This window comes from Sphingomonas sanxanigenens DSM 19645 = NX02 (assembly GCF_000512205.2).
GTDB lineage: Bacteria > Pseudomonadota > Alphaproteobacteria > Sphingomonadales > Sphingomonadaceae > Sphingomonas_D > Sphingomonas_D sanxanigenens.
Genome location: NZ_CP006644.1, coordinates 3739288 through 3763512, shown reverse-complemented (window position 1 = coordinate 3763512; position 24225 = coordinate 3739288). Strand labels below are relative to the sequence as shown.

The 24225-nt window shown below is 68.2% G+C and carries 22 protein-coding genes; 12 read left to right on the top strand and 10 right to left on the bottom strand.

Annotation, left to right across the window (positions count from 1 at the left end; all coding sequences use genetic code 11):
- Positions 1-49 precede the first annotated feature (49 nt).
- Both NX02_RS17115 and NX02_RS17110 read right to left on the bottom strand, forming a co-directional pair.
- Complete coding sequence (locus NX02_RS17115) at positions 50-1456, bottom strand: aldehyde dehydrogenase family protein (protein ID WP_025293431.1); 1407 nt, start codon at positions 1454-1456, stop codon at positions 50-52.
- Positions 1457-1479: 23 nt separating this feature from the next.
- Positions 1480-2562 carry a Zn-dependent alcohol dehydrogenase gene (locus tag NX02_RS17110; RefSeq protein WP_025293430.1) on the bottom strand — a complete coding sequence of 361 codons (1083 nt, stop codon included), beginning with the start codon at positions 2560-2562 and terminating at the stop codon, positions 1480-1482.
- Positions 2563-2754: 192 nt separating this feature from the next.
- On the opposite strand from NX02_RS17110, the gene NX02_RS17105 reads away from it, so the two are divergent.
- The 7 genes from NX02_RS17105 (at position 2755) to NX02_RS17075 (ending at position 10441) form a co-directional block, all read left to right on the top strand.
- Positions 2755-4008 (top strand): acyl-CoA dehydrogenase family protein, encoded by a 1254-nt coding sequence (locus NX02_RS17105; RefSeq protein ID WP_025293429.1) that lies wholly within the window; start codon positions 2755-2757, stop codon positions 4006-4008.
- A gap of 30 nt (positions 4009-4038) precedes the next feature.
- Complete coding sequence (locus NX02_RS17100; RefSeq protein WP_025293428.1) at positions 4039-5244, top strand: thiolase family protein; 1206 nt, start codon at positions 4039-4041, stop codon at positions 5242-5244.
- 13 nt (positions 5245-5257) lie between these two features.
- Complete coding sequence (locus NX02_RS17095; RefSeq protein ID WP_025293427.1) at positions 5258-6454, top strand: acyl-CoA dehydrogenase family protein; 1197 nt, start codon at positions 5258-5260, stop codon at positions 6452-6454.
- 2 nt (positions 6455-6456) lie between these two features.
- Complete coding sequence (locus NX02_RS17090; RefSeq protein ID WP_025293426.1) at positions 6457-7569, top strand: acyl-CoA dehydrogenase family protein; 1113 nt, start codon at positions 6457-6459, stop codon at positions 7567-7569.
- A gap of 362 nt (positions 7570-7931) precedes the next feature.
- Entirely contained in the window at positions 7932-8708 is a 777-nt protein-coding gene (gene xth, locus NX02_RS17085; protein WP_025293425.1) for an exodeoxyribonuclease III, read from the top strand.
- A gap of 162 nt (positions 8709-8870) precedes the next feature.
- A complete protein-coding gene (locus tag NX02_RS17080; RefSeq protein ID WP_025293424.1) occupies positions 8871-9401 on the top strand; it encodes a DUF2239 family protein in 531 nt (176 codons plus the stop codon).
- A gap of 89 nt (positions 9402-9490) precedes the next feature.
- Positions 9491-10441 carry a DUF808 domain-containing protein gene (locus NX02_RS17075; RefSeq protein WP_025293423.1) on the top strand — a complete coding sequence of 317 codons (951 nt, stop codon included), beginning with the start codon at positions 9491-9493 and terminating at the stop codon, positions 10439-10441.
- Positions 10442-10480: 39 nt separating this feature from the next.
- Here NX02_RS17075 and NX02_RS17070 read toward each other — a convergent pair whose 3' ends face one another.
- From NX02_RS17070 to lptF, 4 genes are all read right to left on the bottom strand, one after another.
- A complete protein-coding gene (locus NX02_RS17070) occupies positions 10481-11635 on the bottom strand; it encodes a GNAT family protein (protein WP_025293422.1) in 1155 nt (384 codons plus the stop codon).
- A gap of 92 nt (positions 11636-11727) precedes the next feature.
- On the bottom strand, positions 11728-12435 hold the full coding sequence (locus tag NX02_RS17065) for a sterol desaturase family protein (RefSeq protein WP_084718295.1): 708 nt from the start codon (positions 12433-12435) through the stop codon (positions 11728-11730).
- A 192-nt stretch (positions 12436-12627) separates the two neighbouring features.
- A complete protein-coding gene (lptG, locus tag NX02_RS17060) occupies positions 12628-13725 on the bottom strand; it encodes an LPS export ABC transporter permease LptG (protein ID WP_025293420.1) in 1098 nt (365 codons plus the stop codon).
- Positions 13726-13744: 19 nt separating this feature from the next.
- A complete protein-coding gene (gene lptF, locus NX02_RS17055; protein WP_025293419.1) occupies positions 13745-14950 on the bottom strand; it encodes an LPS export ABC transporter permease LptF in 1206 nt (401 codons plus the stop codon).
- A gap of 126 nt (positions 14951-15076) precedes the next feature.
- Here lptF and NX02_RS17050 point away from each other — a divergent pair, with 126 nt between their 5' ends.
- Genes NX02_RS17050 through NX02_RS17040 form a run of 3 tightly spaced genes read left to right on the top strand, consistent with a single transcriptional unit; the run spans position 15077 to position 17484 of the window.
- On the top strand, positions 15077-15589 hold the full coding sequence (locus tag NX02_RS17050) for a DUF2141 domain-containing protein (RefSeq protein WP_025293418.1): 513 nt from the start codon (positions 15077-15079) through the stop codon (positions 15587-15589).
- A gap of 3 nt (positions 15590-15592) precedes the next feature.
- Entirely contained in the window at positions 15593-16567 is a 975-nt protein-coding gene (locus NX02_RS17045) for a diacylglycerol/lipid kinase family protein (protein ID WP_025293417.1), read from the top strand.
- 11 nt (positions 16568-16578) lie between these two features.
- Entirely contained in the window at positions 16579-17484 is a 906-nt protein-coding gene (locus NX02_RS17040; RefSeq protein ID WP_025293416.1) for a hypothetical protein, read from the top strand.
- Positions 17485-17607: 123 nt separating this feature from the next.
- On the opposite strand, the gene spt is transcribed toward NX02_RS17040, so the two are convergent.
- Both spt and NX02_RS17030 read right to left on the bottom strand, forming a co-directional pair.
- Complete coding sequence (gene spt, locus NX02_RS17035) at positions 17608-18870, bottom strand: serine palmitoyltransferase (RefSeq protein WP_047099807.1); 1263 nt, start codon at positions 18868-18870, stop codon at positions 17608-17610.
- 7 nt (positions 18871-18877) lie between these two features.
- The gene (locus tag NX02_RS17030) at positions 18878-19120 is read right to left on the bottom strand and encodes an acyl carrier protein (RefSeq protein WP_025293414.1); all 243 of its coding nucleotides are present in this window, start codon (positions 19118-19120) and stop codon (positions 18878-18880) included.
- A 142-nt stretch (positions 19121-19262) separates the two neighbouring features.
- On the opposite strand from NX02_RS17030, the gene NX02_RS17025 reads away from it, so the two are divergent.
- Positions 19263-19748, top strand: a complete 486-nt coding sequence (locus NX02_RS17025) for a Pycsar system effector family protein (protein WP_342671262.1) — start codon at positions 19263-19265, stop codon at positions 19746-19748.
- 48 nt (positions 19749-19796) lie between these two features.
- Here NX02_RS17025 and trpE read toward each other — a convergent pair whose 3' ends face one another.
- On the bottom strand, positions 19797-21347 hold the full coding sequence (gene trpE / locus NX02_RS17020; RefSeq protein WP_025293412.1) for an anthranilate synthase component I: 1551 nt from the start codon (positions 21345-21347) through the stop codon (positions 19797-19799).
- On the bottom strand, positions 21344-23305 hold the full coding sequence (locus NX02_RS17015; RefSeq protein ID WP_025293411.1) for a peptidylprolyl isomerase: 1962 nt from the start codon (positions 23303-23305) through the stop codon (positions 21344-21346). The genes trpE and NX02_RS17015 overlap by 4 nt, the downstream gene beginning before the upstream one ends.
- Before the next feature lie 139 nt (positions 23306-23444).
- Between NX02_RS17015 and tpiA the strand changes: the two genes are divergently transcribed.
- Entirely contained in the window at positions 23445-24197 is a 753-nt protein-coding gene (gene tpiA, locus NX02_RS17010) for a triose-phosphate isomerase (protein WP_025293410.1), read from the top strand.
- Positions 24198-24225: the final 28 nt, after the last annotated feature.

The following is a 24225-nucleotide window of genomic DNA, read 5'->3' as shown; positions in this document are numbered from 1 at the left end:
CTTCAGGGGAGGGGTGAAGAAAAGGCCGTCAGCCTCCCCCGAGCCGCCATCACCCCCGCGCGACGTTGACGATCATCGCCTGGGTATATTCGTGCAGCCCCTCCAGCCCCAGTTCGCCGCCGACGCCCGACTGCTTGGCGCCGCGAAACGGTACGGTCGGGCTCAGCGCCATGTGCTGGTTGACCCAGGCGGTGCCGGACTGGAGGCGCAGCGCGATGTCGGTCGCGCGGTCGAGGTCCGTGCCCCAGACCGAGCCGCCCAGGCCAAACTCCGAGGCGTTGGCGCGGGCGACGGCATCGTCGAGGTCGGTATAGCTGAGCACCGGCAGCACCGGGCCGAACTGTTCCTCGCGGACGATGCGGGCATCGTCGGTCACGTCGCGGACGATGGTCGGGGCGATGAAGAAGCCGGGGCGGTCGAGGGCCGCGCCGCCGGCGATCACCTTGCCCTCGCGCGCGCTCTCGTCGAGCAGCGTCTTGAGCCTCTCATATTGCGCGGCGTTCTGCACCGGGCCGATCTGCGCGCCCTGCTTGGCGCCGTCGTCGACCACCGCGGCGGTGGCGAGGCGGGCGAGTTCCTCGCAGAACACGTCGTAGATCGCCTCGGGCACATAGGCGCGCTTGATCGCGATGCAGACCTGTCCGGCATTGGCCATCGCGCCCTGGAAGATCTTGCGTGCGGTCTCGATCGGGTCGGCATCGTCGAGGATGATCGCGGCGTCGTTGCCGCCCAGCTCCAGAGTGATGCGCTTCAGCGTCGCCGCGGCGGCCTGCATCACTTTCTTGCCGGTCGCGGTCGATCCGGTGAACGAGACCTTGGCGATGCCGGGATGCGCGGAAAGCGCGCCGCCCAGATCATTCTCGTCGCAGATGATGTTGACCACCCCCGGCGGCAGGATCTCCGCGCACAATGTGCCGAACAGCAAGGTGGTGAGCGGCGTCGTCGGCGCGGGCTTGGCGACCAACGTGTTGCCCGCGAGCAGGGCGGGCGCGAGCTTGTTCATCAGCAGGATCACCGGGAAGTTCCACGGCAGGATCGCCCCGACCACGCCCAGCGGCCGGCGCACCTCGATGATCCGCGCCTTGTCGTCGTCGCGGATCACATGGGGCTCCAGCCGCATCGCGGCGAAGGCGCGCAAGGTGAAGACCGCGCCGATCACCTCCATCTTCGCCTGGTTGCCGGGCTTGCCCTGTTCGGCGGTGAGCAGCCGTGCGAACGCGTCCGCGCGCGCCTGCAGCGCATCTGCCAGCGCCGCGATGCGCGCCGCGCGCTCGCCGATCGGCAGCGCCGACCAGGCGGGGAAGGCGGCGACCGCAGCCGCAACCGCAGCGTCAAGCTGGGCTTCGTCGGCGACCGGGCAGGTCTCGAACGCCTCGCCGGTGGCGGGGTTGATCACGTCCATGGTCCGCGCGCCATCGGTCAGCGCGCCGTCGATCAGCAGCTTGAAGTGGGTCATGGCAGCCTCTCCGGTGGGGTCGTTCATGCGAAGGTGATGACCGAGCGGGCGATCGTGCCGCTCTTCATCTCCGTGAAAGCCTCGTTGACGTCGCCCAGGCCGATCCGGCGCGAGATCAGTTCGTCGAGCTTGAGCTTGCCGGCCAGATAGAGGTCGACGATCCGCGGCACGTCGACCGGGAAGCGGTTCGACCCCATCAGCGATCCGCGCAAAGTCTTCTCGGCCAGCAACTGATAGCCGGCGATGCTCACCTTCTGGCCGATCGGGATCATCCCGATCACCGTCGCCGCGCCGCCGCGACGGAGCATCGCGAAGGCGAGTTCGGCGGTGCTGGCGAGGCCGATCGCCTCGAACGCGTGGTGAACGCCGCCGCGCGTCATCGCGACCACCTGCTTGGCGGCGTCGTCGCTGGAGGCATCGACGAAATCGGTGGCGCCGAAGGTGCGCGCAAGCGCTTCCTTGGCCGCCACCCGGTCCACCGCGATGATGCGCGCGGCACCCGCGATGGCGGCGGCGTTGATCGCCGCGAAACCGACGCCGCCGCAGCCGATCACCGCCACCGTCTCGCCCGGCCGCACCTGTGCAGTGTGGACGATCGCGCCATAGCCGGTGAGCACCGCGCAGCCGATCAGCGCGGCGCGGTCGAGCGGCATATCCGGCCGGATCGCGACGCAGGCATGTTCGTGGACCAGCATCGTCTCGGCGAAGCCGGAGAGGTTGAGGAACTGCGCCATCGGCATGTCCCCCGTCCCGAGCCGGGGCGGGTCCTCCGCGCCGCGCTGCACGTCGGGCGCGTGGCAGCGGCTGAGATGGCCGGTCACGCAATGCTCGCAATGGCCGCAAAAGGCGGAAAGGCAGGTGACGACATGGTCGCCCACCTTCACCGTGCGCACCTCGCTGCCCACCGCCTCGACCACGCCGGCGCTCTCATGGCCGAGGATCGTCGGCAGCGCGGTCGGATAGCTGCCCTCCAGGAAGTGGAGATCCGAATGGCACACGCCCGTGGCGACGGTGCGGATCCGCACCTCGTGGGGGGCGGGATCGGCGATGGCGACATCCTCGATCACCAGCGGGGCGCCCACCTGGCGCAGAACGGCAGCCTTCACATCTCTCTCCCTTTGGTTGATGCTATTTTGCAAAATTGGGGATGGCATTCCAAGCGGGTTTTTCGAGGTTGTGTGAGATTTATCGAATAGTGCGTATGAAATCCGGCTTGCCTTCCCGCGCGCCGCCTGCAAGAAATCGCCGCCACGGAGCGCGGCCACACGCGACTCCGCAACGCGGCCGAGGAGAGAGCGGTGGATTTCGAACTCAGTGAGCGTCAGCGCCTGTATCGCGATCAGGTTCGCGACTTCATCGAATCGGAGATCCGGCCGCGCAACGACGACTATGAGGCGCAGGCGCATGAGGGCGATCGCTGGAAGGTGATCCCGGTGATCGAGGCGCTGAAGCCGAAGGCGCGCGCCGCCGGGTTGTGGAACCTGTTCATGCCGCCGCAGTCGGGGCGCACGCATGTCGACGACGCGTTCGCATTCGAGGGGCCGGCGCTCACCAACCTCGAATATGCGCTGTGCGCCGAGGAAATGGGGCGGCTGCGCTGGGCGAGCGAGGTGTTCAACTGCTCCGCGCCAGACACCGGCAATATGGAGGTGCTCCACCGCTATGGCACCCTGGAGCAGAAGCAGCGCTGGCTGGGCCCGCTGATGGACGGCGAGATCCGGTCCGCCTTCCTGATGACCGAGCCCGCGGTCGCTTCCTCGGATGCAACCAACATCCAGAGCTCGATCATCCGCGACGGCGATGAGTATGTGATCAACGGGCGCAAATGGTGGTCGTCCGGCGTCGGCGATCCGCGCTGCAGCATCGCGATCGTGATGGGCAAGTCCGATCCCGAAGGCTCGCGCCACGGCAGCCAGAGCATGATCCTGGTGCCGATGGATACGCCGGGCGTGCGGATCGAGCGGCTGCTGACGGTCTATGGCTATGACCATGCGCCCCACGGCCATGGCGAGGTGGTGCTGGAGGATGTCCGCGTGCCCGCGGAGAACATGCTGCTGGGCGAGGGGCGCGGGTTCGAGATCGCGCAGGGGCGCCTGGGGCCGGGCCGCATCCACCATTGCATGCGCACGATCGGCGTCGCCGAGACCGCGATCGAGGCGATGGCGAAGCGGCTGACCTCCCGCGTCGCCTTCGGCAAGCGCATCGCCGAGCATAGCGTGTGGGAGGAGCGCGTCGCCCGCGCGCGCATCGATATCGAGATGAGCCGGCTGCTCTGCCTGAAGGCGGCCGACATGATGGACCGCGCCGGCAACAAAGCCGCGCAGCTCGAGATCGCGATGATCAAGGTGCAGGCACCGACGATGGCGCTGCGTATCCTCGACGACGCGATCCAGGCGCATGGCGGCGGCGGCGTCTCGTCCGACTTCTTCCTCGCCGAGGCATGGGCGCATCAGCGCACCCTGCGCTTTGCGGACGGGCCGGACGAGGTCCACGCCCGCGCCATCGCCCGCGCCGAGTTCGGCAAGCATGCCGACTTCAAGGCCCCCCGCTGACCCCCCTTTCGCCCCACAGGATACCCCGCCATGACCCGCGAAGCCGCGATCGTCTCCACCGCCCGCACCCCGATCGGCCGCGCTGGCCGCGGCGCGTTCAACAACACAGAGCCGACCGTGCTCGCCGGCCATGTCATGCACGCCGCGATCGAGCGGGCGGGGATCGATCCCGAACGCATCGACGACGTGTTCTGGGGTGCCGGCAACCAATATGGCCAGCAATTCTACAATATCGGCCGGATGGCCTCGTTCGCCGCCGGGCTGCCGCAATCGGTGGCGGGATTCTCGGTCGATCGCAAATGCGGATCGGGTCTGACGACGGTGGCGCTCGCCGCGCGCTCGATCATCTGCGGGGATATCGACGTGGCGCTGGCCGGCGGCGGCGAGTCGGTGACCTACACCAGCCTTCCCGGGATGGTGACGCCCGACTGGCGGTCGCAGGCGGTGATCGCGCAGGAGCCGGACGCCTATATGGCGATGATCGAGACCGCCGAGATCGTCGCCGAACGCTATGGCATCAGCCGCGAGGTGCAGGATCGCTTCGCGGTGGAAAGCCAGCATCGCGCCGCCGCGGCGACCGCGGCGGGCCGTTATGCCGACGAGATCGTGCCGCTGACCGCCGAGAAGATCCTCCGTGCCAAGGATGGCAGCGAGACCGGGCGCGAGACTGTGACGCTGGCGGCCGACGAGGGCATCCGCGCTGACACCAGCTATGAGGGGCTCGCGTCGCTCAAGCCGGTGTGGAAGGGCGGCAAGACGGTGGCCGAGGGCCGCTTCGTCACCGCCGGCAATGCCAGCCAGCTCTCCGACGGCGCCTCTGCGCAGGTCGTCATGGACCGCGCCACCGCCGAGGCCGAGGGGCGCGAGGTGCTGGGCCTGTTCCGCGGTTTCCAGGTCGCGGGCTGTGGGCCCGAGGAAATGGGCATCGGCCCGGTGCTGGCGGTGCCGAAACTGCTGGCGCGCGCCGGTCTGAAGGTCGAGGATGTCGGCCTGTGGGAGATCAACGAGGCGTTCGCCAGCCAGGTGGTCTATTGCCGGGACAAACTCGGCATCGATCCCGACAGGTTCAACGTCGATGGCGGCGCGATCGCAATCGGCCACCCGTTCGGGATGACCGGCAGCCGCCTCGTCGGCCATGCGCTGATCGAGGGGCGGCGGCGCGGTGTCCGCTACGTCGTCGTTTCGATGTGCGTGGCGGGCGGCATCGGCGCCGCCGGGCTGTTCGAGATCGTTTGAGGAGGACCGGGCGATGGATCTGAGCTTCACCCCCGAGGAAGAGGCGTTTCGCGAGGAGGTCCGCGCGTTCCTGCGCGAGAAGCTGCCGGCGCGCATCTCGAACAAGGTGCTGAACGGCCAGCATCTCGGCAAGCAGGACATGGAGGAATGGCATGCCATCCTCAACGCGCGCGGCTGGCTCGCCAACCACTGGCCGGTCGAATGGGGCGGCACCGGCTGGACGGTGATGCAGCGCTTCATCTTCGACGTGGAGACCGCGCTCGCCCACGCGCCGCGGATCATCCCGTTCGGCCTCTCGATGCTGGCGCCGGTGCTGATCAAATATGGCAATGAGGCGCAGAAGCGCCACTGGCTGCCGCGCATCCTCGACGGCAGCGACTGGTGGTGTCAGGGCTATTCGGAGCCGGGCGCGGGCTCCGACCTCGCCAGCCTCAAGACCGCGGCGGTGCGCGATGGCGATCATTATGTCGTCAACGGCCAGAAGACCTGGACCACGCTCGGTCAATATGCCGACATGATCTTCTGCCTCGTCCGCACCTCCAACGAGGGGCGCAAGCAGGAGGGGATTTCCTTCCTGCTGATCGACATGAAGACGCCGGGCATCGAGGTGCGGCCGATCCAGCTGCTCGATGGCGATTACGAGGTGAACGAGGTGTTCTTTACCGACGTTCGCGTGCCGGTGGAGAATCTGGTCGGCGAGGAGAACAGGGGCTGGACCTACGCCAAATATCTGCTGACCTACGAGCGGACCAACATCGCCGGCGTCGGCGCCTCGATGGCGGCGTTCGAGCGGCTGAAGCAGGTCGCGCGCACCCAGCGCCGCAACGGCCGGCCGCTGGCGGAGGATCCGCAGTTCGCCGCCCGCCTCGCGCGGCTGGAGATCGACCTCGAGAACATGAAGACCACCAACCTGCGCGTACTGAACGCGGCGGGGCATGGCGCGGCGCCGATGGCGGAAAGTTCGATGCTCAAGATCCGCGGCACCGAGATCCGCCAGACGATCACCGACCTGATGCGCCGCGCCGCCGGCGCCTATGCCCAGCCCTTCGTCGCCGAGGCGCTGGAGGCTGGCTATAACGGCCCGCCGGTGGGCCCCGATTTCGCCGCGCCGGTGGCGGGCCAATATTTCAACAACCGCAAGCTCTCGATCTTCGGCGGCTCGAACGAGGTGCAGCGCGAGATCATCACCAAGGCAATCCTGGAGCTCTGACGATGGACTTCTCTCTGGGTGAAGACCGCCAGATGCTGGTGGACTCGCTGGGCCGCTACCTGCGCGAGAATTACGACTTCGCCACCCGCGAGCGCATCATCGCGTCGGCGGAGGGCTGGTCGCGCGAGACGTGGCGGGCGCTGGCCGAACTCGGCATCGTCGGCGCGCTCTTCGACGAGGCCAGCGGCGGCTATGGCGGCGCGGCGTTCGACGTCGGCGCGGTGTTCGGCGAGCTCGGCCGTGCGCTGGTGGTGGAACCCTTCCTCGGCACCCTGCTCGCCGGCCGGGTGCTGGCGGCGGCGGGCGAGGTCGATGCGCTGGCCGGCGTGATTGCGGGCGAGACCATCCTCGCCTTCGCGCATGAGGAGCCGCATGGCGACCATGACATCGCCGCAATCGAAACGCGCGCGCGTGGCCAGGGCGACGGCTGGGCGCTGACCGGTGCCAAGGCCGTGGTCGCGCAGGCGGCGCAGGCGGACCTGATCCTCGTCACCGCGCGGGTCGAGGGCGATGACGGCCTCTCGACCTTCCTTGTCGAGCGCAGCGCCGCAGGGGTCGAGATCCGCGACTACCCGCTGATCGACGGCGGCAGCGCGGGCGAACTGGTGCTCGACGGCGCGCCGGCGCGGCTGGTCGGCGCGCAGGGCGAGGCCGGGCCGATCGTCGAGGCGGCGATCGCCGCCGGGCTGGTCGCGCTCGCCTGGGAGGCGGTGGCGATCATGGACGTGCTGAAGGCGCAGACGCTCGACTATCTGCGCACGCGCAAGCAGTTCGGCGTGCCGATCGGCAAGTTCCAGGCGCTGCAGCACCGCATGGCGACGGTGGCGCTGGAGATCGAACAGGCGCGCTCGGCGGCGATCAACGCCGCGGCGGCGCTGGACGGCGACCGGCTGGCGCGCGAGCGCGCGGTGTCTGCCGCCAAATATTCGATCGGCCATATCGGCTCGCTGGTCGCGGAGGAGGCGATCCAGTTGCATGGCGGCATCGGCATGACGTGGGAATTGCCGCTGTCGCACTATGCCAAGCGGCTGGTGATGATCGGCCATCAACTGGGCGACGAGGATTATCACCTGATGCGCTTCGCGACGCTCGGGCGCGAGGTCGAGGTGGCGTAAAAAGCCCTCTCCCGGATTGCATGCGTACTTCTCGTTCGCGGCCGCTTTTACCCCTCGCCCCTGCGGGGAGAGGGAAAGGTCCGCGTAGCGGACCAGGGAGAGGGGCAGTCGCGCCAAGCGTAAAAGTCTGACGGGTTCGCTCTGAACAGGGCCAGCCGAACAGCGGTGCTGAGCCCTTCGAACCTTTACGCGGCGCGCGACTCCCCCTCTCCCCGTAGGGGCGAGGGGGCGCGGCGGCAGCCCCACTCAATCCATTCAAGATGAGTGCAAGTCACAACGCACTTCGCGGGAGACGGCTTAGGCGCCGAACCCGGGGAGGAAGTGTTTGAGCGCCGCCCCGGCCGCCGCTACACCCTGCTGCCATGAAGATCGCGACCTACAACGTCAACGGCATCAAGGCCCGGCTCCCCCGGCTGCTGGAATGGCTGGACGAGACCAAGCCGGACATCGTCTGCCTGCAGGAACTCAAGTCCAGCGACGAGACCTTCCCGGAAGCGGATATCCGCGGTGCCGGCTATGGCGCGATCTGGCATGGGCAGAAGGGGTTCAACGGCGTCGCCATCCTCGCGCGCGGCACCGATCCGGTCGTGGTCCGCAAGGGGCTGGAGGGCGAGCCCGAGGACGAGCATAGCCGCTATATCGAGGCGGATGTGCTTGGCCTGCGCGTCGCCTCGATCTACCTGCCCAACGGCAATCCGCAGCCCGGCCCGAAATTCGATTACAAGCTGCGCTGGATGCGCCGGCTGCAGCTGCGCGCACTGGAAATCCTGGCGGAGGAAGTGCCGGCGGTGCTCGCGGGCGATTACAACGTCATCCCGACCGACGCCGACGTCTATTCGCCCGCTGCGATGGCGAGCGATGCGCTGATGCAGCCCGAGAGCCGTATCGAGTTCCGTACATTGCTGTACCAGGGCTGGACCGATGCGATCCGCACCCGCCATCCCGTCGGCCCGATCTGGACCTTCTGGGACTATCAGGCGGGCGCCTGGCAGCGCGACGCGGGGTTCCGCATCGACCATCTGCTGCTCAGCGCCGCCGCCGCGGACCGGCTGGTCGACGCCAATGTCGACAAGGCGTTCCGCGGCCGCGAGAAGGCCAGCGACCATGCCGCGACCTGGGCGGTCCTGCGAGACACGTAAGCGCGTCCGGCCCGGGGCCGCATGCGCCGATGTTTCCGTCATGCCCGCTCAAGCCTGGGATGACGCGGCGGTCGTGTCTTCCGGCGGGAGACACATAATTTAACCCGGATAATATTGAACGGACATCGGCGCTCGCCTAGATCGACGCGGGAAGGAATGCCGATGGAAAGTTGCACAGTCTTTGCCGGCGACACCTGGATCGCGACCGGCAGCGCCGAAGCGGTGCGCGAGGCGATCCGTGCGCTCGATATGCATGACGATATCGGGACGCTGCTGGTGTTCGACGACGTCACCGGGCGCCAGATCGACCTCGACATGCGACCGGATGAGCCGGCGCGCCCGCGCGGGCGGCCGCGCATGGGCGTGGTCTCGGGTGAGGTCACCTTGCTGCCCCGGCATTGGGAATGGCTGCGCGCGCAGCCCGGCGGTGCCTCGGCCGCGCTGCGCCGGCTGGTCGATGCGGCGCGGCAGCAGGGGGTCAGCGGCACCGCGGCGCGCGACGCTGCTTATCATTTCCTCTCGGCGATGGCGGGCAATCGTGCGGGCTATGAGGAGGCGATCCGTGCGCTCTACGCGCATGACGCCGCGCGCTTCACCGAATTGACCGAGACGCTGCCGGTCGACGTGCGCGACCATGCGCGTGATCTCGCCGCCGCCTGGTTCGCGTCCGAACCGCCGGTGGCGGCTGCATAGGGCCGCCGGACCGCCTCTCTTCCGCACGGAACCGGGGGCGGCTAGGACGGTTCGCCGTTTCGACGACAACAAGGGGGATATTACCGGCCATGGCTTCCGGACTTGCCGCACTGCTCGACGATGTCGCCGCGATCGCCAAGCTGGCGGCGGCGTCGCTTGACGATGTTTCCGCCGCGGCGGGCAAGGCGGGGACCAAGGCCGCCGGCGTGGTGATCGACGATACCGCGGTCACCCCGCGCTACGTGACCGGTTTCACGCCCGAGCGCGAGCTGCCCATCATCTGGAAGATCGCGGTCGGATCGCTGCGCAACAAGCTGCTGCTGCTGCTGCCCGCGGCCCTCCTGCTGAGCGCCTTCGCGCCCTGGGCGATCACCCCGATCCTGATGGCGGGCGGCGCCTATCTCTGCTTCGAAGGCGCCGAGAAGCTGATCGAGGCGCTGACCGGCCATGGCAAGCATGCCGAAGACGTGGCGGAGGGCGGGGATCCCGCGGCGCTGGAGAAAGCCAAGATCTCCGGCGCGATCCGCACCGACCTGATCCTGTCGGGCGAGATCATGGCGATCGCGCTCGCCGAGGTGCAGTCCGGCGGCGCGGTGCCGCTGTGGGAACAGGGGATCGTGCTGGCGCTGGTCGGTGCCGCGGTGACGGTGGGCGTCTATGGCGTCGTCGCGCTGATCGTGAAGATGGACGATATCGGCGTGCATCTGGCCGCGCGCGAGTCGGCCGCTGCACAGGGCGTCGGGCGCGGGCTGGTGAAGGCGATGCCGGTGCTGCTCTCCGCGCTGGCGACGATCGGCACCGCGGCGATGATCTGGGTGGGCGGCGGCATCATCGTCCACGGCCTGCACGACTATCATTTCACGCCGCTGCCCGAATGGATCGAGCATCTCGCCGGCGCCGCCGCGCATGCCGTGCCGGTGGCGCAAGGGCTGGTCCACTGGGTGGTGGAGGCGGCCTGCTTCGGCGTGGTCGGTGTGATCCTGGGCGGCGCGATCGCGCTGGTGGTGCACAAGGTTGCGACGATGCGCGGCGGGCATTGAGCGGTTACCAAGCCCCTCCTGAGAGGAGGGGCTTAAGGCTCACAGCGCCTTTTCGTAGATCACATATTCCTTGTTGACCTTGCTATCGATCATGTCGGCGATCGCGACCATGCCCTGATTGTCTTCGAGCACCCAGCCGAGCTCGCCGCGGGTGGCGCCGAATTTTGCGGTCGAATCGCGGCGGATATATTCGATCATCATGAAGGCCAGCTGGCTGGCGAGGCGGCTCGATTGCATGCGCTTCACCACGCCCATCAGCGGCACGCGCATCGTTTCCATCTTCGGCGCGCGCAGCCACAGCAACAGCTTGATCCAGTTGAACGGCCACAAGGTGCCGCCCATGCCCTTCAGCTTCTCGTTGAGGTTGGGCAGCGTGATCATGAACGCCACCGCCTCCCCGTCCACCTCGGCGACGCGGATGAGATCCTCGAACACGATCTGCTTCAGCTTCTTGCCGACATAGGCGATCTCGCTGTCGGTCAGCGGCACGAACCCCCAGTTGTCCGACCAGGCATCGTTGAGGATGCCGAGGATGAGCGTCGCCTCCTCCTGGAAGCGGGACTTGTCGGCGCGGCGGATGTTGATGCGCGGGTTGCGCTCGCCGCTCTGGATGACGCGTGAGACGATGCCGGGGAAGGGCTCCTCGATGTTGAGGTCGTAGGTGAAGAGCGACTTGACCGGCTTGTGGCCGTCCGCCTCGATCCAGGCGCGATAGGCGGGGCTGTTGTGGCCCATCATGACCGTCGGCGGATGATCGAAGCCGGATATGAGCAGGCCGGGTTCGTCCCACACCGAGATGCTGATCGGGCCGAGCGCGCGGGTGAGGCCCTTGGCGCGCAGCCAATCCTCCGCGGCGGCGAGGAGCGCCTTGCCGACCGCCTCGTCCTCCGCTTCGAACAGCCCCCAATTGCCGGTATGGGGGCCCATGCCCTGTTCCACCGGCTGCTTGAGCGCGAGATGATCGATATGCGCCGAGATGCGGCCGACCACCCGCCCGCCGCGGCGGGCGAGGAAGAGCTGCTGTTCGCCATGTTCGAACCAGGGGTTCTTGCCCGGTGTCAGCAGTTCGTAGACGTCGTTGCGCAGCGGCGGCACCCAGGCCGGATCGCTGCCGTTCAGGCGATAGGCGAGTTCGACGAACGCCTTGCGATCGGGGCGGCTGGTGACCGGGGTGACGGTGATCGGATCAGACATGGCTGACGGGCCTTCGGAGCAGGGCAAAACAAAAAGAAGGGCGGGCGACGCGCTGTCGTGCGTCCCCGCCCCGGATACGGTTGAGCGGAGGGTCAGTCCTGCTTGCGCCTGCGCGGGTGGCCGCTGGCGACGCCACCGGAAAGCTCCGCGACATATGGATATTTCTCGGCCACTTCCTGGGTGTAGCCCAGGTTGAACACCGTCGGGCTCTTCTTCCGCTCGCCCGCGCGCTCGTAGAAGGTGCCGAACAGGCGATCCCAGAAATAGTTGGTGATGCCGAAATTGCCGTTTTCGTTGTGGAAATGGTGCGCCATGTGGCGCTGCTTGATCGTCGCCAGCCACTTGCTCTTCGGCTTGTAGCCAAGGTGCTGGATGCAGTGGCAGAACTCGTAGAAGCAGGTGGTGAGCAGGCCGGTGGACGTCGCGATCGCGGCACCGCCGACGCCACCGATCAGATAGCCGAGCGGCGCGGTGGCGATCACGATCGTCGGCAGCGTGGTGTGCAGCGCGCCGAACAGGATCTCCAGATGGTTGGGGTCCTGGTGGTGGTCGTAATGGATGCGCTTCCAGGTCGGCGCGAGCCACTTCACCTTCCACATCCACTGGCTGTGCAGCACCCAGCGATGGAGCACGTACCAGGCGAGCGGATAGACGAGGAGGGCGATGGCGATCGAGGCGAGCGTCTGCACCGGCGCCGCCGGGCGCCACACATAGACACCGGCCGACACGACCGCGAGCGTCAGATAGGCGATGATCGCCGGATACTGGAAATAGGCGACGGTCAATTCCTTGAGCGTCATCCGGTCCAGATAGTGCGACCGGTTCCAGAAACCGGTGCGGAGCGTCTGCTCAGTCTTCACGTCATCTTCCTCGAACGGACTCGGGGCCTGCGCACAAGCCGGCTCCTGTATATGGAAGCCGCTACTGGCCGCGCAATAAGGCGATTTTTCGACGGCGCACAGGATAGCGTGCCACAATCGTAACCCGGCGCATCACTCCTCGGTGCGGATCAGCACCGCTTCGCCGATCAGCAGGAACAGGAAAAACGGCGCCCAGGCGGCAAGCATGGGCGGGTAGGCGGAGAGATTGCCCATCGCCAGCGAGAAATTGTCGGCGACGAAATAGGTGAAGCCCAGCGCCATGCCGACCACCGCACGCACGAACAGCCGGCCGGAACGGGCGAGGCCGAATCCGGCGACGGCGCCGAGCAGCGGCATCAGCACCGCCGAAAGCGGCCCTGAAAATTTGTGATAATAGGAGGATTCGAGCGATGCGGTCTGCCGGCCCGCCGATTTCAGGTCTGCGATCGCGCCGCGCAGTTCGCGGACGGACAGCGAATCGCCGTCGACATCGGCGAGGGTGAACTGGTCGGGCCGAACGCCCCGCGCGATCGTGACCGGGCCGATCGGCACGCGCACGCCACGCGCGACGTCGAAGCGCGCGCCGCCCGCCAGCCGCCAGCCGCCGCCATCGGCGACGTAGCGAGCCTCCGGCGCGTTCAGGATCTGGTCGAGCGCGCCGCTCGACCGGTCATAGACGGTGACGTCCTTCAGCCAGGTCGTGGCGCCGCCGCCATGAACCTCTCCGGCCCGCATCAGCATCGCGCCGTCGCGCACCCACACATTGGTCTGCAACGCGCGCTGTTTCGGCACCGGCCCGTAATCCACATGCTCCCACTGCGCGAGAGTGGCGGTGGCGCGCGCCACGATCCGCTCGTTGAAGACGAAGGAGACCGCGGCGACGCCCAGGCTGGCGACGATCAGCGGCGCCAGCACCTGGTGCGCCGAAAGCCCGGCGGCCTTCATCGAGATCACCTCGCTGTTCTGGTTGAGCGTGGCGAGCGTGATCAGGGTGGCGAGCAGCACCGAGAAGGGCAGGAAGCGCGCGATGATCTGCGGTGCGCGCAGCGACACATAGTACCAGAGCTGTTCCTGCCCGTTGCCGGGATAAGCGAGGATGCTGCCCGATTCGCCGAGCAGGTCGAGCGTCTGGAGAACGACGACCAGCGCGCCGAGCACCGCCAGGGTGCGCAGCAGGAACATGCGCGCCATGTAGAGCGCAAGCGTGCGCGACGGGAAGAAACTCATCATCGGGTGGTCATAGCCCTTGTCACGCGGCTTCGGACGATTTGCGCCGGCCGAGCCGCAGCCAGGCCTTCACCGCGCCGCCCATCTTCGCCGCGCCGCGTTCGAGCGCCGCGATCGGCGCTCCGCCGGGGACGTTCGCAACCATGTGGTACATCCAGTAGATCAGCCCCGCGAACATCGCGAAGGGCACCCACAGCGCGATGATCGGATCCACCTTGCCCAGCGCGCCCAGGCTTTCGGCATATTCGTTGACCTTGTGATAGGTCACGATCATCACGATCGAGATGAACACGCCCAGCGCCGACGAGGATCGCTTGGGCGGAATCGCCAGCGCGATGCCCAGCAGCGGCAGCAGCAGCATCATCGCCACCTCCGCCATGCGGAAATGGAAGTTGGCGCGGCTTTCCAGCCGCAGGTTCTTCGGCAGGTTTGGATCCTTGCCGATCCGCACCAGTTCGGGGATCGTCCGTTCCAGATCCTTGTCGCCGCGCTTCCGGAACGCCTCGATGCGGGGCAGGTCGATCGGCAGGTCATGGCCGGTGAAGGCCAGCACCCGCGGCGTCCTGAACTCGGGCGCGTTGTGGACGAGCACGCCGTTGCGCAGGCGCAGGATGATCGTGTCGGGATCGTCCGTGGCCATGAAGGTGCCATGCTCGGCGGTGACCGCCAGCGACTTGCCGTCGCGCGATTCGGCACGGACGAAGATGCCGTTGAGGTCGCGCCCGGAATTGCGGCTCGATTCGATCCGCATCGTCATGCGCGCGCCCAGCCGGGTGAACTCGCCCACCTTGATCGAGGCGCCGAGCGCGCCCGAGCGCAGCTCGAAGCGCAGCCCCTCATAGGCGTAGCGCGCATAGGGCTGGACGAAGCCGACGATCGCGAGATTCACGAGGGCCAGCCCGATGGCATACATATACGGCACGCGCATCAGCCGGCCGTAGCTGAGGCCGACCGCGCGAAACACGTCCAGCTCGGACGACATGGCGAGCTTGCGGAACGCCAGGAGGATGCCCAGCATGAGGCCGATCGGGATGCCCAGCGACAGATATTCCGGGATCATGTTGGCAAGCATGCGCCACACCACGCTGACCGGTCCGCCTTCGGCCGCGACGAAATCGAACAGCCGGAGCATCTTGTCGAGCACGAGCAGCATGGCGGCGATCACCAGCGTGCCGAACAGCGGCAGGGCGATCAGGCGGGCGATGTAACGGTCGGTCGCGGTCAGCATTTCGAAATTCAGACGCCCCATGACCATGTTTTGGCCGCAAACGAGCCCGATCTTCAATGGCATGGGGGCAACAGTGCCGGTCATGCCGATTGTGGCATGGCTATAGCTTCCAGGAGTCGTGAGGTCATGTCGAAACTTTGGAGGACGCTGATCGCGGGTCCGCTGGTGCTGACGGCGCTGGCGGTGCCCGCCTATGCCGGCGCTCTCGGTCCCGACGCGGCTGTCTGCGATGCGGGCCAGGGGCCCTCCGTGCTGGTGCGCGTCGAGGGTTTCAAGGCGCGCACCGGCAAGCTGCGCGTGCAGATCTATGGCGGCAACGCCGCGGAGTTCCTCGAAAAGGGCAAGTGGCTGAAGCGCGTCGACCTGCCGGTCACGCGCAGTGGCGTGATGGATGTATGCGTCGGGCTGCCGGCGGCGGGCAATTATGCCGTCGCGGTGCGGCACGACGTGGATGGCAACGGCAAGTCGGGCTGGAGCGATGGCGGTGGCTTCTCGCGCAACCCGCATCTGTCGCTGACCAACCTCAAGCCCAAGCACAGTGCGGTGGTGATTCCGGTCGGTGCCGCGACTCGCACGGTGGATGTCGTGCTCAATTACCGTTCGGGTCTGTCGATCCGGCCGATCGAGGGATCACGATAGACCATGCCCAGCGTCGCGCTTCTGTCCAATCCCCGCTCCACGGGCAACCGTGCGCTGCTGCCGCGCGTGCGGGCCTATTGCGCGACGCATCCCGAGATCTTCCACTATGAGGTGGAGAATGTCGACCAGATCGGCCAGGCCCTGCGCACGATCGCGCTGGTGGAGCCCCGGGTGATCGTGATCAACGGCGGCGACGGCACCGTGCAGGCGGCGCTGACCGAGCTGCACCAGGGCGGCCATTTCGGCGACGCGCCGCCGCCCGTGGCGGTGCTGCCCAACGGCAAGACCAACCTGATCGCGCTCGATCTGGGTGCGCATGGCGATCCGCTTGAAGCGCTCGACCGCATCGTCAAGATGACGCGCGGCGACCTCAGCGAGCATGTCGTGGTGCGCGAGCTGATCGAGCTTTCGAGCGGCGCGCATGGCAGCCGGCCGGTGCTGGGCATGTTCCTGGGCGGCGCCGGGCTGGCGGACACGATCCTCTATTGCCGCAACAAGATCTATCCGCTGGGGCTGCCCAACGGGCTCAGCCATGTGATCGCGGCGCTGGCGGTGCTGTTCGCGATGCTGTTCGGCATCGGCGGCCGTTTCCTGCCGCCGCGGCCGCGGCCCGTGCGGGTCTCGATGATTCGCGACGGCCAGCTCAGCGGGCGTTTCTCGCTGCTGATCGTCACCACGCTCGAACGCATGCTGCTGGGCAGCCGCACCGAGATGGTTGGGGTCAGCGCCGGCCGGATGAAGCTGATGGCGGTGGACCAGAGCCCATGGGCGCTGGTGCGCGCGATCGCCGCCGCGGCGTTCGGCAAGCTCGGCCGCGGGCGCATGGCGGGCATCCATCTCGATCGCGGCGACATGATCCAGATCGAGGGCGAACGCTCCAGCGTGATCCTCGACGGCGAACTGTTCCAGGCCGAGCTCGGTCAGCCGATCGTGCTGCGCTCGACCCCGCCGGTGCCGTTCCTCCGCCTCGCGGCGTGAGCCGTGCCGCCATGGCCGTGACGGTCGCCGAAACGCCTGCAACACTGGACGCACTGGTGGCGGCCGAACTCGCGCTGCCGGTCGATCCGCGCGCGGCTGCGATGGCGGCGGCGATAGCGGCGACCTTCGGCGATGCCGCGCGCGCGGTGCTGTTTTACGGATCCTGCCTGCGCAGCGCCGAGCTCGAAGGGCAGATGCTCGATTTCTACGTGATCGTCTCCTCCTATCGCGCGGCCTATGGCGGCGGCTGGCGCGCGGCGGCGAACCGGCTGCTGCCGCCCAACGTCTTCCCGTTCGCGCATGACGGGCTCGCCGCCAAATATGCGGTGCTGAGCGAGGCGGATTTCGACCGGCTGAACGGGCCGGCGACGCTCAACGTGTCGGTCTGGGCGCGCTTCGCGCAGCCGAGCCGACTGGTCTGGGCGGCGGATGCCGAAGCCGGGCGGCGGGCGATCATGGCGGTCTCGCGCGCGGCGCCGACATTGCTGGGCGCGGCGCGGCCGCTGGCGGGGGAGGATGGTGGCGACCCGCTGACGCTGTGGCGCGCGGCCTTCACCTTGACCTATGGCGCCGAACTGCGCGCCGAGCGCAACGCCCGGCCGGGCGCGATGGTGGATGCCGATCCGGCGCGCTACCGCGCCTTCACCGCGCCGGCGCTGGCGCTGCTGGGCGAGGATGAGAGCGCGGCTGCCGCGCGGCGGCGCTGGCGGCTGCGGCGGCTGCAGGGCAAGACGCTGTCGGTGCTGCGCCTCGCCAAGGCGAGCCTGACCTTCGCCGGCGGCATCGATTATCTCGCCTGGAAGATCAACCGCCACGCCGGCACCGCGATCGAGATCCGGCCGTGGCAGCGGCGCTGGCCGCTGCTGGGGGCGGTGGTGCTGTTGCCGAAGCTGCTGACGTCGGGGGCGGTGCGGTGAAACATTCCCCTCCCGCTTGCGGGAGGGGCTAGGGGAGGGCGTGTTTTGACGCTCGCACCTATCCCGGACAGGCCCTCCCCCGACCCCTCCCGCAAGCGGGAGGGGAGAAGACCGAAGGGGGAATCAGGCAATCGCGCCAGTCGCCTTGCCCGCTGCTTCGAACATCTCAAGGATCTGGTCCACCTGCGCCGCGCTGTGTTCCGCACACAGCGAGCAGCGCAGCAGGAACATGCCGGCGGGGGTCGCGGGGGGGCGGGCCATGTTCACGTAGAGGCCGAGCTCGAGCAGCGCCTGCCACATTGCCACCGCCTGTGCCTGGTCGGTGAGGATGACGGCGATGATCGCGGATTGCGGCGTGTCGCTGCCCAAGGTGAAGCCCAGCGCCTTGAGGCCGCCGTGCAGCTTGCGGCTGTTTTCCCACAGGTGCGCGCGCTTGTCCTGTGCATGCATCAGCTTGCGGATCGAGGTGGCGGCGGTGGCGACCACGCTCGGCGGCAGCGAGGCGGTGAACACATAGGGGCGACACACCAGCCGCAGCACGTTGAACTTGGGATGGTTCGAGACGCAGAAGCCGCCGACTGTGCCGACCGACTTGGAGAAGGTGCCGACGATGAAATCGATCTCGCCCTCCATGCCCTGTTCCTCGAACACGCCGCGGCCATGCTCGCCGAAGAAGCCCATGCCATGGGCCTCGTCGCACAGGATCATGCAGTTGGGATGCTTGCGCACCGCGGCGACCATCTCGGGCAGCGGCGCGATGTCGCCCAGCATCGAATAGACGCCTTCCAGCACGACCAGCTTTTGCGCCTCCTTCGGCAGCCGGCCGAGGCGCTTGTCGAGATCCTCGACGCTGTTGTGGCGGAAGCGGACGACTTCGGCGTCGCCCAGGAAGCAGCCGTCATAGATGGACGCGTGGCTGTCCGCATCGATCACCACATAGTCGCCTTTGCCGGCGAGGGTGGAGATCATGCCGAGATTGGCCTGATAGCCGGTGGAGAACACCATCGCATGGTCGGTGCCGAAGAAGTCCTTCAGCGCGTCCTCGACGTCCCGGTGGCCCTGATAGGTGCCGTTGAGCACGCGGCTGCCGGTGGTGCCGGCGCCGAACGCATCGAGCGCATCCTTGCCGGCCTGCACCACGTCCGCATCGAACGTCATGCCCATATAGTTGTAGGTGCCGAGCAGGATGGTTTCCTTGCCCTTGATGATGGCGAGGGTGGGCGATTTCACCTCGTCCATCACGATCGCGAACGGATCGCGCACGCCGGTATCCAGCAGCGCCTGTCGCTCGGCGATCAGCCCGTCGAACTTGGAGAACAGGTCGCGCGCGCCGGCGATCTCTTCGGGCGTGCGCGCGTCATGCGCGGTCTGGGCGGCCTCGGTCATCCTGCGATCAACCCTTGAGCTTGGCGACGGCGTCGACGAGCTGGCCGACCGTCTCGATCTCGGCCTGCATGTTCATCGTGATGATGATGTCGAACGCGTCTTCCACGGCGGCGACGAAGTCCATCACCGTCAGGCTGTCCCATTCCAGGTCGCCGGCGAAGGTGGTGCTCTCGGTCAGCGCGATGCCCTTCTTGTTGAAGGGCGCGATCTGCTCGGCGACGATGTCGAAAATCTGGGCACGGTCTGTCATGCGCGGTCCTTACCGATGTGACGATGCGCTTGCCAAGCGATTGCGGCGGCAAATGGGCATGTTTAAGGAAAACGGCGACACGGGCGGGGGGCGCATGGACGCAGACGAATCGAAACGGAAGCGGAATTTCTCTGTTCACGCCGTGCACTTGATCCGGACGACCCAGCAGATCAACGTCGCGCTCAGCCAGATGGCGGACCAGAAGGCCTCGATCCTGATGGGCGGCACCTTCGTCGTGTTCACCATTTCGATCGGCCAGGTGCGCGCCGGCGGATTCGCGCTGCCGCTGATGGTCCTCGCCTTCTTCTCGTTCATCTCGGCGATGCTGGCGGTCTATGCGGTGCTGCCCGCCACCGGCACGCCGCCGGCGGAGGATCGCAACATCCTGTTCTTCGGCACCTTCACCACGATGTCCGAGCAAGAGTTCGCGGACGCGGTGATCGACCGGCTGGAGGATGAGGAGACGCTGTTCCGGACGATGCTGCGCGACATCTACCAGAACGGCCAGGTGCTCCAGCGCAAGAAGTACCGGTTCCTGGGGCTCGCCTATCGCGCCTTCCTGCTGGGGCTGGTGCTGACGATCATCAGCTTCATGGTGACCTATCTGGGCTATGGGCCGATGATGTGAGCCTGCTTTGTCCTCCCCGACACGCAGCGTCGGGGCGGAAAAGAGCGGCTACTGCCCGAAGCCCGCTTCCGTCGCCTGCCTGAGCGCCTCGCGCGCCGCCGCGAGCAGGGCGCCGGATTTCGCCTCGCACTCGCGCTGCTCGGCGGCGGGATCGCTGTCGGCGACGATGCCGGCGCCGGCCTGCACATGCATCACCCCATCCTTCACCACCGCGGTGCGCAGCACGATGCACGAATCCATCGAGCCGTCCGGCGAGAAATAGCCGACGCCGCCGGCATAGGCGCCGCGCGCCTCGGGCTCGAGCTCGGCGATGATCTCGCACGCGCGGACCTTGGGGGCGCCGCTGACGGTGCCCGCGGGGAAGCCCGCGAACAGCGCGTCGAGCGCATCCTTCGACGGGTCGAGCCGGCCGACCACGTTCGAGACGATGTGCATCACATGGCTGTAATATTCGACCGTGTAGCTGTCCGTCACGGTCACGCTGCCGGGTGTGGCGACGCGGCCGACATCGTTGCGGCCGAGATCGAGCAGCATCAGATGTTCGGCGCGTTCCTTGGGGTCGGCGAGCAGTTCGGCGCGCAGGCGGGCGTCCTCGGCGGCGGTCGCGCCGCGTGGGCGGGTGCCGGCGATCGGGCGGATCGTCACCTCGCCGGCGCGGGCGCGCACGAGGATCTCGGGGCTGGAACCGGTCAGCGCAAAGCCGGGCAGGTCGAGATGGTAGAGGAAGGGGCTGGGGTTGATCCGGCGCAGCGCGCGGTAGAGATCGAAGGGCGGTAGCGGGAAGGGCGCGGTGAAGCGCTGCGCCAGCACCACCTGGAAGATGTCGCCCGCGGCGATATAGTCCTTCGCGCGCGCCACCATCGCTTCGTAGCGGCCGGGCGCCAGCACCGGCGTCACCGCCAGCGTGGGATCGGCGATGGGCGCGTCTTCGGCGCGCGCCGGCAGGGGGGCCGCGAGCCGGGCGGCAGCGGCGCCGATCCGGTCGACCGCGGCGGCGATCTTCTGGTCGGGCGTGCCCGCGCCTTCGGGCCAGACCGGAGCGACGAGGTGGAGCACGTCGGCCAGCCGGTCGAACACCAGCAGCAGGGTCGGCCGCGCGAACAGCATGTCGGGCAGGCCGATCGGGCTGGCGCCGGCGCGCGGCAGGCGTTCGACGAGGCCGACCGTCTCATAGCCGAAATAGCCAACCAGGCAGGCGAGGGCTGGGGGCAGATCCTCCGGCACGTCCATCCGGCAGCGCGCGACCAGCGCGCGCAGCGCGGCGAGCGCGCCGCCGTCCACCGGCGCGAAGGCGTTGCGGTCGGTCAGCCAGTGCGGGTTGATCGCCGCCGAGTCGCCCTCGGCGCGGAACATCAGGTCGGGGGCGATGCCGAGCAGGCTGTAGCGGCCACGGACGGCGCCGCCCTCGACCGATTCGAGCAGGAAGTCGCCGCGCCCCGGCTCCATCAGCTTGAGCGCCGCGGAGACGGGCGTGTCGGTGTCGGCGATCTGTCGGCGATGGACCAGCGCCGGGCGCCCCGCAGCAAGCGCGGCGAGCGCCGCCGCGTCGCCCGTTCCGCCCCCGGAAACGCCGGCCGTCACGCCCTGCCCTTGGCTCATTCGGCGGCGGGGGCGCCGCTCAGCTCGCGCTTGAGCTTGGCGATCGCCTTGTCGTCGCGGACCACGCCCACCGCGGTGCGCGCGGCGACGGCGAACTGCTCGGCATATTCGCCGCCCAGCGTCTGGTCGAAGCTGCGCTGCGTGTTGGTCACCAGCTGCGGCTGGGCATTGGCGTCGCCGGGGATGATCTTCTGCAGGCGCACCACGAAGAAGCCGGCGCGGTTGGGCATGGCGAGCAGCTTCACGCTGTTCTCGCGCATCGAGAACAGCAGCTCCTCGGTCGGATCGATCTGGCGGTTGCCCTGCATCAGCGCGAGGCGCGGGCCACCGATCGGCTGGGTCGGCGGCAGCGGCCGGCCGACCTCGCGCAGCGCCTGGTCCAGCGCCATGCCCTTGCTGACCTTGGCGATCACCGCGAGCGCCACGGCCCGCGCGGCCTTCGACTGGCGATCGGCGATGAAGTCGGCGGTGACCGCTTCCTTCATCCTCGGATCGGTCAGCGGGCGCGGCGCCGGCGGCAGGATGCGGACGACGTCCATCAGCGCGAAGCTCTGCTGGGCGGGCGGGCCCACCGGCACCACCGCGGGATCGTCATCGGCCTCGGCGTCGAACGCCGGGCGCAGCACCTCTGCCATCTGCGGCGGCGGCGCCATGTCCGGCTTGTCGGGGTCGGCGCCGGTCGCGGTGACGGCCGGGGTGGTGGTGACGCCCAGCTTGTTGGCGGCGACGATCTCGTCGAAGGTCGCGCCCTCGTCGATCGCGTCCTGGATCTTCGTCTGAAGCGCGGCGATGGCGGCCTGCGTCTTGCTCGCGTCGATCGCCGCCGTCAGTTCGGGGCGGACCTGATCGAGCGTGCGCGCCGGCACCGCGGTGATCGCATCGACGCGCACCACGTGCCAGCCGAGCGGCGACTGGACGGGATCGGTCACCGCCTCCCTCGCGGCGGAGAAGGCGGCGTTGGCGACCGCGGGGGCGCTCGCCTCCGCGAACATCGCCTTTTCGATCGCGCCGGTGTTGGAAGCTTCGAGGCCCACCGCCCGCGCGGCGTCGGCGATCGCCGCGCCGCCGCGCACCTTCTGCGCCAGCGCGAGCGCGGCTTCGCGGGTCGGCAGGATCACCTGCGTCAAGGTGCGGGTCTCGCGCGCGGCGAACTCCGCCTTGCGATCGGCGAACGCCTTGGCGACCTCCGCCTCGGTCGGCGCGACCTTGGGCAGCGTCGCCGGGCCGAACGGCGCGAAGCGGATCACGCGGCGTTCCGGCACGGTGAAGCGGCGCAGGTTGCGCTTGTAGAACTGGTCGAGTTCGGCCGCGGTCGGATCCGCGCCGCGGTCCATCGCCTGCGCGGGAATCGCCGCCAGCGTGCCTTCGCGCTGTTCAAGCAGCAGCGAGGCATAGGGCAGGGCAAGCTGGCGCGGCGCCTTGGCGGCAGCGGAAACCGGCACCATCAGATGGCGACCGACGAGCTGGCGCTGGATCTGGTCGCGCAACTGATCCTCGGTCAGATTGTTCTCGCGCAGCAGGCGGAGAAAGGTCTGCTGGTCGAACTTGCCGGTGGCGCCTTGGAAGGCGGGGATGCTGGCGATTTCGCCATCGACCAGCTTCTTGCTCGCGCGCAGGCCCTGTTCGCGACCGAACAGGTCGACCGCGCGCTCCGCGATCAGGCCGTCGAGCACCTGTTCGAACCCGCCCGCCGCGATCAGGCCGGCCATGTCGAGCGTGGGATTGCGCCGACGCTCGGCATCGAGCGCGGCTTCCATCGCCTGGCGGACGTCGCCGGCATAGAGCGCCTCGTCGCCGATCTTGGCCAGCCGGTCGCCCTTGCCCGGCTGCTGCCCGCTGCCGTTCAGCGTGTTGCCGATGTCGGTCATCGCGAAGCCCACGGCGATGACTGCCAGCAGCAGGCCCGCGATCACGATGCCGACCCTCGAGCTGAGTGCGCGGCGGAAAAGGTTGAGCATCGAAGTCCTACGGGCAAAGAAAAAACGGCCCTCGCTTTAGGGGGCGGCACGGTTTGCTTCAAGCGTGTTGCAAGCCGATCCGGCCGGTTGCTATCGCGCACGCCCATCGGACGGAAAAACGGGGAAGGGGCAAAACATCATGGCCAACAGGAAGTTGATCGCCGGAAACTGGAAAATGAACGGCGAACTGTCGGCCCTGGCCGAGCTGGACGCGATCGGCGCGGCGGTGGACGATTACCCCGAAGTCGACATCGCTGTGGCACCGCCCTTCACGCTGATCGCCGCGGCGGCGCTGCGCAGCCCCGACCTCATCATCGGCGGGCAGGATTGCCACGCCAATGTCGCCGGCGCGCATACCGGCTGCGTTTCCGCGACGATGCTCAAGGAATCGGGCGCGCGCTTCGCGATCGTCGGCCACAGCGAGCGCCGCGCGGATCATCATGAAAGCGACGCCGACGTCCGCGCCAAGGCGAACGCCGCGATCGCCGGCGGCCTCACCGCGATCGTCTGCGTGGGCGAGAGCGAGGACCAGCGCGACGCGGGCGATGCCGTCGCCGTCGTCGAGGCGCAGGTGGAAGGCTCGGTGCCGGCGGACGTCGACCCGGCGATGCTGGTCGTCGCCTATGAGCCGATCTGGGCGGTCGGCACCGGCCGCACCCCGTCCGTCGCGGAGGTGGGCGAGATGCACGCCGCCATCCGTGCGCGGCTGGTCGCGACCTTCGGGGAAGCGGGGCAGGGCGTGCGCATCCTCTATGGCGGCTCGGTGAAGCCCTCCAACGCCGCCACGCTGCTGCACATTCCCGATGTGGACGGCGCGCTCGTCGGCGGCGCCAGCCTGAAAGCCGCCGATTTCGTGCCGATCATCGCCGCCGCCGCGCAGCCGGTCGGTTGACCCGCCGATATCCATCGGCCAAAGCGGC